This is a genomic window from Mycoavidus sp. B2-EB, assembly GCF_014218255.1.
Lineage (GTDB): Bacteria > Pseudomonadota > Gammaproteobacteria > Burkholderiales > Burkholderiaceae > Mycoavidus.
Genome location: NZ_AP021872.1, coordinates 1,121,568 through 1,139,332 on the forward strand (window position 1 = coordinate 1,121,568; position 17,765 = coordinate 1,139,332).

General features: G+C 49.3%; 12 protein-coding genes, 1 tRNA gene and 1 pseudogene. 2 read left to right on the forward strand and 12 right to left on the reverse strand.

Translation table 11 applies throughout. The annotated features are described in order from the left end of the window. Positions 1-12 precede the first annotated feature (12 nt). The 3 genes from kdpB to MPB2EB_RS05000 form a co-directional block, all read right to left on the reverse strand. Positions 13-2,094, reverse strand: coding sequence for a potassium-transporting ATPase subunit KdpB (kdpB, locus tag MPB2EB_RS04985; protein WP_232534418.1), 2,082 nt, complete (start codon positions 2,092-2,094; stop codon positions 13-15). Between the two features lie 14 nt (positions 2,095-2,108). Next, the gene (gene kdpA, locus MPB2EB_RS04990; RefSeq protein WP_185181269.1) at positions 2,109-3,830 is read right to left on the reverse strand and encodes a potassium-transporting ATPase subunit KdpA; all 1,722 of its coding nucleotides are present in this window, start codon (positions 3,828-3,830) and stop codon (positions 2,109-2,111) included. Between the two features lie 303 nt (positions 3,831-4,133). Beyond that, positions 4,134-4,209 (reverse strand) — tRNA-Arg (locus MPB2EB_RS05000). A gap of 202 nt (positions 4,210-4,411) precedes the next feature. Here MPB2EB_RS05000 and MPB2EB_RS05005 point away from each other — a divergent pair. Beyond that, positions 4,412-4,999: a c-type cytochrome gene (locus MPB2EB_RS05005; protein WP_185181270.1), complete on the forward strand. Its 588-nt coding sequence runs from the start codon at positions 4,412-4,414 to the stop codon at positions 4,997-4,999. Between the two features lie 14 nt (positions 5,000-5,013). Here MPB2EB_RS05005 and MPB2EB_RS05010 read toward each other — a convergent pair whose 3' ends face one another. The 8 genes and pseudogenes from MPB2EB_RS05010 to MPB2EB_RS05040 all read right to left on the reverse strand — a co-directional run bounded on the left by MPB2EB_RS05010 (position 5,014) and on the right by MPB2EB_RS05040 (position 15,361). Further along, the gene (locus tag MPB2EB_RS05010; RefSeq protein WP_185181271.1) at positions 5,014-7,086 is read right to left on the reverse strand and encodes a UvrD-helicase domain-containing protein; all 2,073 of its coding nucleotides are present in this window, start codon (positions 7,084-7,086) and stop codon (positions 5,014-5,016) included. A 454-nt stretch (positions 7,087-7,540) separates the two neighbouring features. Then, positions 7,541-8,152 (reverse strand): peptidoglycan-associated lipoprotein Pal, encoded by a 612-nt coding sequence (pal, locus tag MPB2EB_RS05015; RefSeq protein WP_232534419.1) that lies wholly within the window; start codon positions 8,150-8,152, stop codon positions 7,541-7,543. A gap of 316 nt (positions 8,153-8,468) precedes the next feature. Beyond that, positions 8,469-8,647: pseudogene (locus tag MPB2EB_RS08650) on the reverse strand (IS5/IS1182 family transposase); the annotation flags it as partial. A 148-nt stretch (positions 8,648-8,795) separates the two neighbouring features. Next, the gene (locus tag MPB2EB_RS05020) at positions 8,796-9,410 is read right to left on the reverse strand and encodes a C40 family peptidase (RefSeq protein WP_185181272.1); all 615 of its coding nucleotides are present in this window, start codon (positions 9,408-9,410) and stop codon (positions 8,796-8,798) included. A 143-nt stretch (positions 9,411-9,553) separates the two neighbouring features. Beyond that, positions 9,554-11,152, reverse strand: a complete 1,599-nt coding sequence (locus MPB2EB_RS05025; protein WP_185181273.1) for an ABC transporter ATP-binding protein — start codon at positions 11,150-11,152, stop codon at positions 9,554-9,556. Positions 11,153-11,172: 20 nt separating this feature from the next. Then, positions 11,173-12,270 (reverse strand): ABC transporter permease, encoded by a 1,098-nt coding sequence (locus MPB2EB_RS05030; protein WP_185181274.1) that lies wholly within the window; start codon positions 12,268-12,270, stop codon positions 11,173-11,175. Position 12,271: 1 nt separating this feature from the next. Then, complete coding sequence (locus tag MPB2EB_RS05035; RefSeq protein WP_185181275.1) at positions 12,272-13,330, reverse strand: microcin C ABC transporter permease YejB; 1,059 nt, start codon at positions 13,328-13,330, stop codon at positions 12,272-12,274. Between the two features lie 3 nt (positions 13,331-13,333). Further along, complete coding sequence (locus tag MPB2EB_RS05040; RefSeq protein ID WP_185181276.1) at positions 13,334-15,361, reverse strand: extracellular solute-binding protein; 2,028 nt, start codon at positions 15,359-15,361, stop codon at positions 13,334-13,336. A gap of 118 nt (positions 15,362-15,479) precedes the next feature. Here MPB2EB_RS05040 and fabI point away from each other — a divergent pair, with 118 nt between their 5' ends. Beyond that, complete coding sequence (gene fabI, locus MPB2EB_RS05045; protein WP_185181277.1) at positions 15,480-16,271, forward strand: enoyl-ACP reductase FabI; 792 nt, start codon at positions 15,480-15,482, stop codon at positions 16,269-16,271. 104 nt (positions 16,272-16,375) lie between these two features. Here the strand turns inward: fabI and MPB2EB_RS05050 are convergent, their stop codons facing one another. Then, positions 16,376-17,623 (reverse strand): pentapeptide repeat-containing protein, encoded by a 1,248-nt coding sequence (locus MPB2EB_RS05050; protein WP_185181278.1) that lies wholly within the window; start codon positions 17,621-17,623, stop codon positions 16,376-16,378. Positions 17,624-17,765 lie beyond the last annotated feature (142 nt).

Sequence of the window (17,765 nt, forward strand, 5' to 3'; positions counted from 1 at the left end):
TGCTTTGATTTTTTAAGCGAGTCCCAACCCAGCGAGCACCCAATCCACGGCTTTAATCCCGACAAAGGGAGTCAAGATGCCGCCCACACCATAGATCAGTAGATTACGGCGCAGTAAAGCCGCAGCGCCTAACGGGCGGTAATGCACGCCCTTTAACGCCAGTGGAATCAATGCAACAATAATTAATGCATTGAAGATCACCGCCGCTAAAATAGCGGACGCTGGACTGGCCAACTGCATGATATTGAGCGCATTAAGCTGTGGATAGGTGGTCGCAAATGCGGCTGGAATAATCGCAAAATACTTGGCGACATCATTAGCAATTGAGAAGGTGGTCAACGCGCCGCGCGTCATGAGCATTTGTTTGCCAATTTCAACGATCTCAATCAACTTAGTTGGGTTTGAGTCAAGGTCCACCATATTGCCCGCCTCTTTAGCCGCCTGGGTACCCGTATTCATGGCGACCGCGACATCGGCTTGCGCCAAAGCCGGTGCGTCATTCGTTCCATCGCCCGTCATCGCCACCAGCCGCCCTTCAGCTTGAAAGCCGCGGATAGTCGCAAGTTTGGCTTCTGGCGTGGCTTCCGCCAAAAAATCATCAACCCCTGCTTCGGCGGCAATCGCCGCCGCGGTGAGTCGATTATCGCCCGTCATCATGACGGTCTTAATCCCCATTTTGCGCAATTCAGAAAAACGTTCTTTAATCCCACCTTTAACAATATCTTTTAATTCAATCACCCCCAGCGCACGCCGCTGACCTTCTATTTGCTCAGCAACCACCAAGGGCGTGCTGCCTCTACGCGCAATTTCATCAATCGTTGCCTGCAACCCAGATGCAAAGGATCGGCCGCCCTCGGCCAGATACTGGTGGATCGCATCAGCGGCTCCTTTGCGGATCTGATGCGTCGCTAAATCTACGCCGCTCATGCGAGTCTGCGCCGTAAAGGGTAGAAAAGCAGCCTGCAATGCGCCCATCTCACGCTCACGTAGATTAAAACGCTGTTTAGCCAGCACCACGATACTGCGGCCTTCTGGCGTCTCATCCGCCAACGAGGCCAATTGCGCCGCTTCAGCCAGCGCTTGCTCACTGACCCCCGAGGCGGGGCAAAACGCGGTGGCTTGCCGGTTGCCCAGCGTGATGGTGCCGGTTTTATCCAACAGCAACACATCAATATCTCCCGCCGCTTCGACGGCGCGCCCAGAGGTCGCAATGACATTGGCCTGCATCATGCGACTCATTCCCGCCACACCAATGGCTGAGAGTAAACCACCAATCGTAGTGGGGATTAAGCAAACAAAAAGCGCGACGAGTGCCGTCAGGCTCACCACCTGCCCCGCTTGCATCGCCTGCACGCTAAAGATCGAAAAAGGAAGGAGGGTGGCCGTGGCTAATAGCAACACGATCGTGAGCGCTACCAAAAGAATCGTCAGCGCGATTTCATTCGGCGTTTTTTGCCTTTTAGCCCCTTCAACCATCGCAATCATCCGGTCAAGAAAAGCCTCGCCCGGATTCACCATAACCCGTACGATGAGCCAATCCGAGAGCACTCGCGTGCCTCCCGTCACGGCTGAAAAATCTCCACCGGCCTCACGAATCACCGGCGCAGACTCGCCAGTAATCGCAGATTCATCTACTGAAGCCAAGCCTACAATCACTTCTCCGTCCGCTGCAATCGTGTCGCCCGCCTCAACTAAAATCAGATCTCCTTTGCGTAGCGCGCTGCCACTTACCGCATGATGCGGCGAGCCATAATGAGGCTCACTGATCTGCTTGGCCATTAAGTCGCGTTTTGCGCCACGCAGCGAGGCCGCCTGCGCCTTGCTCCGACCTTCTGCCAATGCCTCAGCAAAATTCGCAAATAAAACCGTGAACCAGAGCCACAGCGCAACTGCCAAGATAAAGCCCGCCGTCGGAGCGGATTGAAGCAGCGCAACCAGCCACAGCAGCGTGCTTAAGACACTAGCGATATAAGCGCAAAACATCACTGGATTACGTAATTGCGTGCGCGGCGCTAACTTTTTAAACGACCCAATGAGCGCGGGCAGGATCATTTCTAGCTTAAACATTGAAGAAGTCGTTATATGATGATTCATAAAAAACCTCGTAATTAGCGATAGCTAAGCATGATTAAATGCTCGACGATAGGTCCGAGCGCTAACGCGGGTATATAAGTGAGGGTGCCCACTAGCAACACCGTGCTCAGCAATAACATGACAAACAATGGACCATGCGTAGGCATCGTGCCGGCTGAGGCTGCCATGCGTTTTTTCGCAGCCAGCGCGCCGGCTAATGCCAGCACTGGAATCATTGCAGCAAAGCGGCCAAACCACATCGCAAGCGCCGTGGCCACGTTATAAAAAGGAGTATTCACCGAAAGACCGGCAAACGCACTACCGTTATTGTTCGCCGCCGAGCTAAACGCATATAAAATTTCTGACAAGCCATGGGGTCCAGGGTTAGCAAGCGCTGTGGTGCCCGCGCTGACTGACACCGCAAGCGCCGTGCCAAGCAACACTAAAAAAGGCGTCAACAGGACGATAATCGAGACCATTTTCATTTCATAGACTTCGATCTTTTTGCCGAGATACTCTGGGGTACGGCCAATCATTAAGCCGGCGATAAAAACCGCGAGCAAGGCAAAAATCAGCATGCCATACAGACCCGAGCCAACGCCCCCAAAAATCACCTCACCTAACTGCATCAGTAACAGTGGAATCAGTCCGCCCAACGGGGTTAAAGAGTCATGCATCGCATTCACCGCACCACATGACGCGGCCGTGGTGACAACCGTAAAAATACCGGTTTGCGTAATCCCAAAGCGCGTTTCTTTGCCTTCCATATTGCCGCCTGGCTGAATGGCCTGCACCTTTTGATCCGCACCCAGCGTAGTTAAAATTGGATTGCCCGCCTGCTCTGCCACGACTTCAGCCAGAGTAGCCGCGCTTAAGGCAAGCGCCATCGCTGCAAATAAGGCCCATCCTTGCCGTTTATCGCCCACGATGCGCCCAAACGAAAAACACAAACCAGCTGGAATCAATAAAATCGAGAGCGTTTGAATCAAATTGGATAAAGGGGTTGGGTTTTCATACGGATGCGCAGAATTCGCATTGAAAAAACCACCGCCATTGGTACCAATCAGCTTAATGGCTTCTTGTGACGCAACCGGACCCATCGCCAGGGTCTGCGTCGTCCCTTGCAGAGTAGACACGGCACGGTAAGCTGAGAAATTTTGTAGCACGCCTTGGCTCATAAACAACACCGAGACGATAAGCGCGAGGGGCAACAAGATATAAAGCGTAATTCTCGTCAAATCTACCCAAAAATTTCCAATCGTCTGTGCGCTATGGCGCGCGAAACCACGGATTAGCGCAAACACTACGGCAATTCCCGTCGCTGCCGATAAAAAATTTTGTACCGTCAGACCTAACATTTGTGAGAGATAAGTCATGCTGCTCTCACCCGCATAATTTTGCCAATTGGTATTGGTCACAAAACTCACCGCGATATTAAAAGCCATCGCTGCCGAGGGAGCGGGAAATTGAGGGCCACTGAGAGCAAACAGGCCTTGCATGCGCAGTAACCCATACAATGCCAAGACCCCCAGCGCATTGAATGCAGCCACCGCCACCGCATACTGCCGCCAATTCATTTCAGCCCGCGGATGGATACCGGCGAGCCGCAACACCCTATCCTCAAGCGGTCTGCCCAAGCGATGCACAACCCAAGAAGTGCCCTCCATAATCCCAGCCATATAGCGCCCAAGAGGAACTGCCATGGCGAGCAAAAGCCCCAAATAAAGAGCAATTTGCGCAATTTGATTGGTATTCATGCCAATGCCTCCACCCATAACAATGCGTAGACAAGATAGGCAAACAGTAGTCCAGCGCTGATTCCCGCCACCCAAATCATGACCGCTCCTCGCGTTTAACACGCAATTGAGCGCAACCCATAATGAATGCAACATTCAACGCGCTAAAAAACGCTAGGCAAGCCAAGTACAACGCATCCATTTGTTATTCTCCATTTGTGCTTTAAGACAAGCTGAAGGTTAGGCGAATGCGTATAAAAGAAGAGAAAAAGGTATGCTGAAAAGTATAAAGAAAGTGTAAAGAGGCTTATTTTATTTAGTTTTTGGCGCGCCCGGCTGGGATCGAACCAGCGACCTTCGGCTTCGGAGGCCGACACTCTATCCACTGAGCTACGGGCGCTTCGCAAAATAAGAGACTGCTCGGCGAAACCGCAAGGATACCCGTTTCAGGGCACGAAGTCTACGCATGTGCATGGGTCATCTGATTTTTTTGGCGACGGCCTGACTGTGCAATCAAGTTGTCAAAACTCATACGCGCGCTCATAGCAAGCATTTAAACTTATAATTTGTTAATATCGTTCAATCAAGGAGACTCAATTAATATGAGCGAAACCTCTCACGACACCCTGATTAAAACTCCGCGGCAGCTGATCCGAGTTGTGATTGCCTCTTTTTTAATTCCAGTCGTAGGCATTCTCTTGCTGATTGAATATTTTGATAACACCTATCGCGCAGGCGCAGGCACCGATGCGATGTCGCACACCGCTATCGCTCAGCGCATCGCCCCGATTGCTCAACTTGAGATCAATGAAGCGGTAGCGCCAGCCTTCAATCTGGCCGCAACTGTTACGCCAGCCCAGGCCTCACCCGCTACAGCCTCAGCCGCAATGGCGGCGCTCTCTGCGCTGCCAACCTCATCCGCCTCTGGCAGCGCAGAGAGCGCCAATTTAGCGCAAGCAGGCAAAGCGCTCTACACAAAATTTTGTATTGCCTGCCACGGCACGGGCGTCATGGATGCCCCTAAATTTGGCGATAAAACCGCCTGGGCACCTCGCTTAAAAGAATCGATGGAGACCATCTATAACTACGCGTTGCATGGCAAAGGCAATATGCTGCCTAAAGGCGGCTCAAATGCCCCCGACGCTGAAGTTAAAGCAGCGGTTGATTATATGATTCATGCGGTTAAATAAAATGGTTCGCTCGGTCAATTCAGCAACGCTTTCAAACTCGCTAAACGATCTTTCGGGGTCATCGGCGTAACTTCTGGCACACTAGGCGCCGCCTCGTCTAGCGCCATTTCTGCGATAAAACGTGAGGGCTCGCATACTTGCGTTTGCTGCGCATATTTACGTTTAGTACAATACGTCAGATGCAGGCTGCGCTTAGCACGTGTAATGGCGACATACATCAAGCGCCGCTCCTCCTCGATCCGAGCGTCATCCATTTCACTCCCTTCATGACCTCGATGCGGCAAAATCCCCTCCTCGCAACCCATTAAAAATACATGCGGATATTCCAGTCCTTTTGCCGCATGCACGGTTGATAGCCTGACTACATCAGGGTCTTCATCACGCCCCTCAAGCATTGACATCAAAGCCACCATTTGAATCAGTTGCAATAAATTTTTACCTGTATCCGCTAAACCATCTGCGGTATCAAAGCCGGTTGCGGCTTGCTCTTCCCGCTCAGGCTGAGTCCCTTTACGCTTAAGCCACTCAAGAAATTCAAGGACATTTTGCCATTTTGTGCGCGCCTGACGATCATCATATGCATCGTATAGATAAACCTCATATTGAATACCCGCCATTAAGTCATCCAATAAAACCGATGCCGGCTCTTTAATCGCGCGGACCCGCAAGCGCTCAATAAAATCACAAAACGCACGCAGTGGCTCAAGCTGGCGCGCCGCAAGCCGCGCTTCAAGTGCCCCCATGTAAACCGCCTCAAAAAGCGAGCTCTTCGCTTGCCCAGCAAAAGAGCCCAGGGCTTCTAGCGTGGTGTTGCCGATACCGCGGCGCGGGGTCGTCACCGCTCGAATAAAAGCGGGGTCATCTTCCGCATTAGCAATCAACCTTAAATAGGCGCAGACATCTTTAATTTCAGCGCGCTCAAAAAACGACTGGCCGCCTGATAAAACATATGGAATTCGCTCACGGCGCAACACTTGCTCTAATACGCGCGCCTGAAAATTACTCCGATACAGAATTGCATAATCACGAAACTGCGCGCGCCGCTCAAAGCGATGCGCAGAGAGCCGAAAAACCACGGACTCGGCTTCATGCTCTTCATCATTGGCAGCGGTGACCGTAATTGCATCGCCCACCCCATATTCGCTCCACAATTTTTTTTCAAACAATTTGGGATTGTTGGCAATCACATTATTCGCCGCATCCAAAATACGCACGGTCGAACGATAGTTTTGCTCAAGCTTGATCACCTTAAGCACCGGAAAATCAACTTGCAATTGCTTAAGGTTTTCTAAGGTTGCGCCGCGCCAACCATAGATGGCTTGATCGTCATCACCGACCGCTGTAAATGCTGCCCGCGGCCCAACTAACCACTTGAGTAAAGTATATTGGCAAGCATTCGTGTCCTGATATTCATCAATCAGCAAATAACGTAGTCGGTTTTGCCATTTATCGCGCACCGCCTCATGCGCCGCTAAAAGCTCAGCCGGAATCCGGATCAAATCATCAAAATCCACGGCCTGATAAGCGTTAAGCGTAGCAACATAATTACGATAGATCAGCGCCGCCTGATGCTCATCTTCATCGCTCGCATTGGCCAGCGCATGCTCCGGTGTCACCAGCGCATTTTTCCAAAGCGAAATCGCGTTTTGAATGCGGCGGATCAGCGCTTTATCAGTGGTCGATGCTTGCTCTTGAAGCAGCGTCAAACAATCCTGCGCATCCATAATTGAAAACTGCGGCTTTAACCCGACCTGCTCAGCTTCTTGCCTAAGCATTTGCAAGCCAAGTGAATGAAACGTACACACCGTGAGCTGCTTAGTGGGTATCTTACGCCCCTCCTTGCCAGGGGCAGACAGTGTTTTACCTTCGAGCAATTGCGCAACACGCTCGCGCATTTCAGCGGCCGCTTTATTGGTGAAGGTCACCGCAGCAATATGTTTAGGCTCAAACCCTCGAACTTCAATCAGATAGGCGATTTTTTGCGTAATGACACGCGTTTTGCCACTGCCCGCGCCTGCGAGGACCAAACAAGGGCTATCAAGATAATGCACGGCTTCACGCTGTGCCTGGTTTAAACCGGCGGACATTTTAAGATAAGAAGTGCTGCATGAAGAAAAGTGGATGCTAACATGCAAGCGAGAAGTTTTTAACCTAACTTTTTAAAGAAAAAAGAGGGGGCCAGAATGAATCTCAGATCTGAGGCGGTAGCTCGGGACATAAGCGTTAGAAGCTTCACGTCGTCCAAAACGAGCCCGTAAACCAAGAACGATAGGCAGCTAGATTAGCCTTCAAGCTAAGTTACACATAGCCTAAAAAAATAGAAAACCTAGAACACTCCCGAAAAGTAGGCATCTTGCTAAAATTTAATCAATCTAAAGAGTGGCCTTATCCCATCTACCTTTGAAAAAGATATAAAACACTTTTCAACGTAGTTATGCACAGTATCTGTGGATATGTTTGGCCACCTTGCCTGTTATCAGACAGAGCGGGATTAGGTTGGGGTTTGCCAGTTAAAAAGCCCGCTCACCCCACCGACACTTTTTAGTGCGAATAAACCAAATCTACACGGCGATTCTCAGCCCAAGAGGCCTCATCATGCCCGAGACTCTTTGGCTTTTCTTTGCCAAAACTGACTGCCTCTATATTGGATGCAGGGGCTCCCAATAAAATCAATGCGTGACGCACTGATTCTGCACGTCGTTGTCCAAGTGCTAAATTATATTTAGAGGTGCCTCTTTCATCGGTAAATCCCTGAACATGTAATTTCTGATCTGGGTGCGCTTTTAAATACTGCACATGCTTTTCTAAAAGAGGTTGGCCAGTATTTCTGACTGAATGTTGGTCAAACCTAAAGTAAAGAGAGCGCTCGGCAATCGGAGAGATGATTTCGGCCGAGACAAGCGCATTCTTCACTTGTTGCACTTTGGATGCCAACAGGTCTGCGGCGGGCGTAGGCTGAGAGGAGTCGGCAGATGTAGGCTGAGGGGAGACCGTATTTACATTACCATTTACACTACCCACCACAGCGTCGGTAGGGGTCGTGTTACGAGTAGCAGCGTCCTGGTCCGGTTTCCCCTGGCATGCAGCAAGCATACTGATCAGCAATACAACAGCTAGGCTAGAAGGACGAGAAGTACGGTATATAGATAGCATTTTTTACTCTCCTGAAATATGTATGAAGGGGCCACACACCGCACTCCCTACATGGCGAGCACTTGTCTTGCGCGACCATCGATCAATACATTTGCCAATACGTTTTGCCTATCGACCTTAGTAGCATATAACAAATATTGAGTATTTGCTAAAAATCTGAGGGATGCTTCGCTTATTGTGGTGGCAAATGGTTTTATTTCTTTTCTATTTTCGGATTTTTATTGCTGGGAAATCTATCATACTCTTCTGTGTAATTTTCTTCCAAAATAGCAGGTATTTCTATTTTCTTAGAGAGAAACGGAAGCCGTATAGTTGCCTAGAGCCAAGCCCAATATAAGCCCAAAAACCGAAGCTTTCTGAGAATCATGCGCAAATTATGGCCAGCACAGCACAGAAGCATACCTAGCGCACCTTTGAGCCAATTTCGGCTGAGGTTTGTCATCGGCTTTCTAGCCCGTAGCAACTACGTCGCTTGATGATCGCGCGTAGCGTGCGCATCCTACTAGGGATAAAAAAGTAAAATTTAAAATATATGAATACTTTTTATCACAATCAAAATTTAATTCTGAAGATCAAAAGATATTCAAATACTATACGCCATCATCAAAAATACATAGAAATTATAACTTTCAAATCTCTCTAACTATCCAGCCAACAACGCCTCAACCCGGCGCGCCCCCGTATAGCGTATTCCCCAATAGCGGTTATCCAATCTATCAACCCGAATGTTATTACCGGTTGAAGGAGAATGAACGAATTTATTGTCGCCAATATAAATACCAACATGCGAGAACGTGCGGCGCATGGTGTTAAAAAATACGAGATCGCCTGGCCGGAGATCTGTCATTTTGATTTTCGCGCCCACTCGGCTCATCTCTACTGCGCGACGCGGCAATGTCAAGCCCAGCGCATCTTGAAATACATAACGCACAAAACCGCTGCAATCCAAGCCTGAATTCGGCGTGTTGCCGCCCCAACGGTAGCGCACGCCAATCATATTCAAAGCGCTGACAACAACGTCGCTAGCCTGGGTTGCCATGTCTGACAAAAAGGTATGCCGCTCTTGAATCGGAGCGCCCGATAATTTGCCAGCATGACCCTTTGTATCGCTTTCTGTCAGTACCGAAGAGTCAAAATTAAAGTTGTTGAAATAAGTGTTTTTCTCGGCAAAAGCTGCATTTGCATTTAAGATAAGAGCGCCTGCGAGGAGGCCAAGCGTAAATTGCGCGCGTGAGAAATTTAGAATTTTTTGCAGCATAGGTAATTAAAATTCAAGATAGAGAGCCAACCTTATGAAAGAGCCCGCTATTATAATAGTTTATTCACTCATCCGGAAAGCAAAAAAAGCAGCTTGAATTTCCGATTAAATCCATACTAATCAAGCATAATGCAAATAACAAGTTATCTTATTGCTTTCAGGAGTTGTTGCGTATAAGGTTGGTACGGAGCAGCAAGTAGTTCTTCGGTCAGTCCCGCTTCAATGATTTCACCAGCACGCAGCACTAGGATCCGGTGCGAGATAGCACGAACAACCTCAAGGTCATGGCTAATAAAAAGATAAGCCAGCTGATGTTTTTTCTGTAGCTGCGCCAATAAACTCAGTACTTGATGCTGAACCGATACATCCAGCGCACTGGTTGGTTCATCGAGTATCAAAATGCGGGGCTCCAGTACAAGCGCGCGAGCAATCGCAATGCGCTGCCGTTGCCCTCCAGAAAATTCGTGCGGATAACGGTGCAAAACGGTGGCTTCAAGTCCCACTTCAGACAATACTTCGATTATTTTTGCGCGTTGCGCGTGAGCACTTAATTCAGGCCGGTGCAACGCCAACCCTTCGCCAACGATACGCTCAATGGTTAAACGTGGCGAAAGCGAGCCATACGGATCTTGAAAAACCACTTGCATCTGCGCGCGCAATCGTCTGCGCGCAGTCGGTGTCATTTGTGGGAGTGGCTGCCCATTAAATTTAACCAGGCCTGTCTGCACCCGTTGTAAACCCAACAAGGCCATGGCCAGCGTCGATTTACCCGAACCTGATTCTCCTATAACGCCAACCGTTTCCCCTTGTCTTAGCGTTAAGTCGATATTTTTGACGGCCGTTAAAGAGCCCGTAGAAAACCAACCCGCCCACCCGCTCAGAGGTGTGCGAAATGCAACGGAAAGTCGGTTAGCCTCGAGTAGGAGCGGAGCATTTTCTGCCACAGGTGCTAATTGACAACGCACACGGCTCGCTAATAAATGCTGTGTATAAGGATGCTGCGGCGCATTAAAAATTTGGGCGCACGCGCCACTCTCGACCAATCTCCCCTCTTTCATGACAGCAACGCGCTGTGCAAAGTGACGGACTAGATTTAAGTCATGGGTAATCAGCAACACCGCCATGCCGCGCTGCTTTGCTTCATCTTGCTGCAAAGAAATTAAGAGTTCGATAATTTGCGCGCGCAGCGTCATATCCAACGCCGTCGTGGGCTCATCCGCTAACAATAAGCGCGGACGGCAAGCCAACGCCATGGCAATCATTGCGCGCTGGCGCTGCCCTCCCGATAATTGATGGGGATAGCTATCTACTTGCCGTTGCGCATCGTTAATCCCGGTGCGCTCCAGTAGCGCAATCGCGCGCATACGGGCTTGCTTAGCATTGACGCCATCATGCCAGATAATGGTTTCGCCAATTTGTTCACCCACCGTATAAAGTGGATTTAACGCACTCATCGGCTCTTGAAAAATCATCGCAATTTCAGCGCCACGCACAGCACGCATTTGGCGCTCGCTTTTCTGCAAAAGATCTGCGCCAGCAAAATGGATCGCCCCGCTAAGCGAGGCTTCACGCACTAAACGCAGCATTGCCAGCGCAGTCACGCTCTTGCCTGAGCCCGACTCACCCACCAATGCCAGCCGTTCGCCCGCAGCAATAGCTAGGCTTAGATTGTCTACCGCTAGCGTCTTGCCAAAGCGCACGCTTAAATGTTCAACCGATAAGAGAGGAAGGCTTGCATCCATGATTGGGCGCTCATAAGTCTTTATAGTAACGTGCCACCCGCCGCTTGCGCCCGGTCTGCGAGCCGCATATCAAGTGCATCGCGTAGTGCACTGCCAATAAATGACAGCAGCAACAGCGTTATCACCAACACCCCAAAGGTGGTGAGCGAGATCCACCATGCATCTAGATTGGCTTTACCTTGCGCTAATAACTCACCCAGACTAGGGGTGGTCGCAGGCACACCCAGTCCAAGGAAATCAAGACTGGTCAGCGCCAAAATAGCACCACTCATTCTAAAGGGTAAAAAGGTGATCAGCGGAGTCAGGCTATTGGGCAAGATATGACGCCAAATAATTTTCCAATGCGATAAACCGATGGCGCGCGCCGCCTTCACATAATCTTGCGTGCGATTGCGCAAAAATTCAGCGCGCATATAATCGGCTAAGCCCAACCAGCCAAAAAGCGATAATAACGCAACCAGTAAAAGCAGGCTCGGCTCAAAAATCGAAGCAAAGATGATGAGTAAATACAGCTCTGGCAAAGCCCCCCAGATTTCTAGTAAGCGTTGACATAACAAATCAAAACGTCCCCCAAAATAGCCTTGTAAGGCGCCGGCCAACACACCCAACACGGTCCCTAGTGCAGTCAGCGCCAAAGCAAATACAAGCGAAGTGCGGAAACCATAAATCAGACGCGCCAATACATCGCGCCCGCGATCATCGGTGCCGAGCCAGTTTTCATGAGAGGGCGGAGCTGGATTGGGCGCACCGGCAAAGTAATTTAATGTATTGTAGCCATAAGGATTGAGAGGATAAAGCGCAAAATTGCCCGCTGTGGCTAAGCGCTGACGAAGATAAGGATCGAGATAGTCGGCTGGGGTTGGAAAATCGCCACCAAAGGTCGTTTCTGCATAAGTCGCCCCGATTGGGAAATACCATTTGCCTTCATACTGAATCAGTAGCGGCTGATCATCTGAATAGAGCGGTGCCAATAGGCTCAGCGCAAAGAGACCCACTAATAAGATTAAACTCCAATAACCAAGCCGGTTTTGCTTAAAACGTAGCCCAATCCGCTGCCAGGGTGTTTTAGATGCGGATAAGATCCCACTGGCATCGGGCATAGTCGATGATACCGCCATCTCAAGGCTCTCCTTGTCCAAATCGAATGCGCGGATCCACCCACACGTAGCAGAGGTCAGCCAATAATTTAGCCACTAAACCAATCAGGGTGAACAGATAAAGTGAGCCCAAGACAACTGGATAGTCGCGCCGCAGCACAGATTCATAAGACAATAAGCCCAGTCCATCCAGTGAAAAGAGCGTTTCAATTAGCAAGCTGCCGCTAAAGAAAGCGCCAATAAATGCAGCCGGAAAGCCAACAATCAACGGCAGTAGCGCATTTCGAAACACATGCTTAATTAACACTTGTCGCTCGGGCAAGCCTTTGGCGCGCGCGGTGAGGACATATTGTTTGCGCACCTCTTCCAAAAAAGCATTTTTGGTCAGCATTGTAATCACAGCAAAGCTGCCTAACACCGAGGCCGTCAGTGGCAGCGCCAGATGCCATAAATAATCCAAGATTTTGCCGAGCAGACTTAATTCGTGCCAATTGTCTGAACTCAAACCACGTAACGGAAAAAGTTGCCAAAATGACCCGCCGCCAAATAGCACTAATAAAAGCACGCCAAGCATAAACCCTGGAATCGCATAGGCTGACAACACCACCAGGCTACTGATGAAATCAAAGCGAGAGCCATGCCGCATGGCTTTTGCAATGCCAAGCGGCACCGAAACCAAATAACTGAGGAGAAAAGTCCATAAGCCAATACTGATTGATACGGGCAGTTTTGAAACAATTAATGACCATACGCTGCGATGATGAAAATAGCTTTCACCCAACTCAAAGCGCGCAAAATTCCGCAGCATTAAACCATAGCGCTCAAGCGGTGGCTTATCAAAACCATAGAGTGCTTTAAGCTGCTCGATCTGCTGTGCATCCATGCCGTTTTGCGCGCGGTAGGCAAACGCAGCGCTAGCCTCCTGCCGCGCTTGTCCGCTCGCTGCCGCGCGGCGAAGTTCTTGTACAGTCTGTTCCACCGGACCACCCGGCACACATTGAATCACCAGGAAAGTCAGCGTTAAGACCCCAATCAACGTAGGAATCATCAGCAAAACGCGTTTGCATACATAGCCCCACATGGCTCAATGCTCAGCCAAAGACGAAGAACTAGGAAGAGCTTGCCCGGCAGTCTTGCTAGGCTTTTCCTGCCGTGCTTGGGCCGTGCCCCAAGCGGCGGGGTTTTGCTCCCACCATTGACTCACCATCCACTCTTCGGCTGAATAATATAACGGCAACACAGCCGGATGCGCCAAAGTCTCACGGTAAGCAATACGATGCTTTGAGGTGTACCAATGCGGCACGACATAATAGCCATGCAGCAATACGCGATCCAACGCATGCGTGGCCGTTTTCAATTCATCGCGTGTACGCGCTGCGAGCAGCGTGTTTAATAAGCTATCCACCGCCGCAGTTTGAATGCCACTCACATTACTGGAACCGATCGTCTTGGCCGCCTGACTGCCGAACCGCTCTAGCGTTTCTACGCCAGGGCTTTGTCCCGCAGGCAATACCAAGGTGGTGAGATCAAAGTCAAAATTTTCAAGGCGTTTTTGATAAAGCGCAAAATCAAGCGTGCGAAACTTAACTTCAATGCCTAATTTTTCAAGATTGCGCGCGTAGGCGGATGAAATTTGAGCAATATTGCCGCCGCTATCGTCCAAAATTTCAAAGCGCAATGGCTCACCTTGCGCATTACGCAACGCGCCATCCCGATAGATCCACCCGGCTTGCGCCAGCAACTCACGCGCCCGACGTAGATTGCCGCGTAATGAATGCGGCGCAGTGGTCACGGGCGGCTGTGGCAATGGTCCCCAAATCGAGGCATCCAGCTGGGCTTTTAATGGATTTAACAATTTGAGTTCGGCATCATCGGGCCATTCAGGTGCCGCCAATTCACTGTTTGCAAAATAGCTATTGGTGCGCTCATATTGTTGGTAAAAAAGCTGGCGGTTCGCCCATTCAAAATCAAACGCCAACCCTAACGCTTCACGCACCCGCTTATCCGCAAAAAACGGTCGCCGAGTATTGATGAAAAACCCCTGCATCGATGCGCCATTATGCTGTTTAAATTCACCTTTGATCAATTCGCCGCGTTTAAAGCGCTTACCTACATAACTCCGTACCCAGTGGCGCGCGCGGTATTCAACCATCGCATCAAACTCGCCCGCTTTAAAGGCTTCTAAGCGAGCGGTATCATCGCCATACAGCTTATACACAATCCGCTCAAAATTATACATCCCACGCCGCACAGGTAAATGTGCTCCCCAATAAGCCGGATTGCGACGATACGTAATTGAACGACCATTGTCATAATGCTCAATTAAATAGGGACCACTACTCACAGGTGTCTCAAACGTAAGTTGATCAAATGGCACCCGTTGCTTGGCCTCTTTACGCAGCGACTCCTCCGACTGAGTGGTTTGGCTTGAGACCGCATTTTGATCCTTACGCTCCACCCATTTGGGCGAAAACACTGGCAGCCCTCCTGCCAGCAAAGGCAGCTCAGGCGCGCTCCGCTTAAAATCAAAGCGAAGCGTTAACCGATCAATCAGGGTTACCCCAGCAATATCTGCGTAAATCACCCGATACACAGGCGCAGCAGCTTGGCTTATCAGCGTCTCGTATGAATATTTAACCTCGTACGCAGTAACCGGATCACCATTTGAAAAACGCGCTTGTGGATGAATATGAAATACCACCGACTTGCCGTCCGGCGCCACCTGAATTTCGTCAGCCAGTAAGCCATACGCGCTCGCAACTTCATCCGCACTGGCACTGAGCAAAGTTTCAAACAACAACCCAATACCAGGCGCTTCATTGCCACGCAATGTAAACGGATTAAATTTATCAAAGCTAGTCCGTCGATTGGGATTCGCCAAGGTCAATGTGCCCCGCTTAGGAGCATCGGGATTAACATAAGCGAAATGCGCGAAACCGGGTGCATATTTGGGTTGCCCATATTGCGCAATTGCATGGGCGGCATAGACGTCATGGACTGTCAGCAGCCCACTTAAAAAACCGCACAGGCACAGCCAACACACGCTCCAACTATAAGCAGAACGAGCGCCGTAATCACTGACATGAACCCCAACGAAAAAGCACTCTTTCATATTTTGGTTTTTTTAAAATAGGCAATTCTAGTTGCAATGTGCGAGAATTGTACCCAAAATCTCGCTCCAATCATGAGATAAGTGAGTGAGAGACATTTCTTAATATTATGGAGTATGTATGGGCTTTCTCGCTGGTAAACGCATTTTACTCACCGGACTTTTATCCAACCGTTCAATTGCTTACGGTATTGCGCAAGCGTGTCATCGTGAAGGCGCTGAACTCGCTTTCACGTATGTTGGCGAACGCTTCAAAGAACGCGTCACAGATTTTGCTAAAGAATTCGGCAGTGAATTAGTTTTACCCTGCGATGTCGCTGACGATGCGCAAATTGAAGGGACCTTCGCCACGCTAAAAACGCATTGGAACCACTTGGATGGTTTAGTCCACTCAATCGGCTTTGCGCCACGCGAGGCCATTGCCGGCGATTTTCTAGAAGGTTTAACGCGCGAAAATTTCAAAATAGCGCACGATATTTCTGCTTATAGTTTTGCCGCACTCGCTAAAGCCGCTCTACCGCTTTTATCAGCCGACGCGTCGCTACTCACACTGACTTACCTGGGCGCTGAAAAGGTCGTGCCAAACTATAATACGATGGGCCTAGCCAAAGCCTCGCTGGAAGCTAGCGTACGTTATTTAGCCGCCTCTCTCGGTCCGAAAGGTATCCGAGTTAACGGTATTTCAGCCGGCCCGATTAAGACCTTAGCGGCGAGCGGCATTAAAGGTTTTGGCAAAATTTTAGATTTTGTTGAAACCCATGCACCTTTACGTCGCAACGTCGGAATTGAGCAGGTGGGCAATGCTGCCGCGTTCTTATTATCTGATTTGGCCGCGGGAGTGAGTGCTGAAATCATGCATGTAGATAGTGGCTTCAATGCAGTGGTCGCAGGAATGGATGCAGCGGAAGAATAAAAGATCTGCATCCGAAAGTAGAGAAATGCGCGCTGTTTTGCAGCGCGTCATTTCTCTATAAACTATGAAGGATTTACGCCATCCGATATTTTAGAGCGTAGAGATTAGTCTTCTTCTGATACAGAAGCAGAGGAATCTTGAGCACCATATCTGATGAGCAACTTTTGAGCTGTAGGGCTTAAATTTCGGACTCCCTCAATAGAGGCGCCAGCGGCAGTTAACCTGGTTTGATGTGAAGCCCAGTGTAAAGAAACCTGGCAGTGCTCGTTATCGGTTTTTATAACGCGCCAAAAACGAATCGCTTGGTCTGGCCCGCCGGTTACTAGAAAAGCATTATCTTGAAAAGCGCTCTCTTGGTCATTTTTCCACCAGCGTACTGTCAAAGTTTCCGACCCCACAAAGCCATCGATTTTTGCTAGGCGTTTACCCGAAGCAGCGGACCACACGCATACTGATTTTCTCCAATCACTTGATGCCAACCATCCACCATCCGGTGAAAAGGCCACGTTCTTTATTCCATCAGTGTGCCGCATCGAGGGAGAATGAATTTCTTTGGGCGGATTAACGCCTAATGACCAAAGCCTAATCCAATCATCGTCACAACCTACAGCGAGCCGTTGACTATCCGGTGAAAATGCCAAATTCCAAAACGCTTGTGCTTTTAATGCTTGCTGAAGCGATGCAGATTGAATTTGAGGCAACGCCCTATCTTTGGCTGAAGCAAGCATCGTTTCTCCAAAACACGCTTGATCTAAATTTGCATCCGTAAAATTAACTTCTCGCAGCCACGCACCGCGCAAATTTACGTGGCTTAAATCTGCCCCCTGGAATAGAGTAGAGTCAAATACCCCATAACTTAAATCGGCTCCTGGCACTCGAGTCCCTCGAAAGTCTTTGCCGCTCAATGACACGCCAGCTTTAACTAATAACGTCATCGCATTGGCTGCCTGGGTTTGCACTTCCTCGGTTTTTGAGCGCTCAATCCACATTAAAAGCCGCCACCGTAAATCAGGCGTTTGTTGCACCTTATCGGCAAGGAAATTCAGCACCTCTTGATCTTGTATTGAATGCAGCAGATTAAATAGAACCGGGATCTCTACGATCCGATGGAACTCTGTAGATCTTTTCTCCCATAGTGCCCGAAATTGGTCAAAGACAAATTTTTTCACTTCGGGTATTTGGGCTAAAAAAATGGCGTACCGTTTTGATGAAACCCTTTCTAATAAACGAGATAGCAAGCTCAAGCTCGATGCGGGAAAAGCCAGCATCTCTTTATTTTCAGTTAAATCTAGCAACGCTTTAGCATAGATAAGTCGATCATCTAGATCTAGCAAATCTTCAATCTTCTCCATTATTTCTTTTGGTAAAGGCAATAAAGGAGTAGGCTTTTTTGAGCGTTACTCTTTTCTTTAAAATTATTCAGGTTACTTTAGGAGAAAAATCATAGCAAAGCAAGAATATATACTTCGCCAATCTGATCCACATCACTGAATA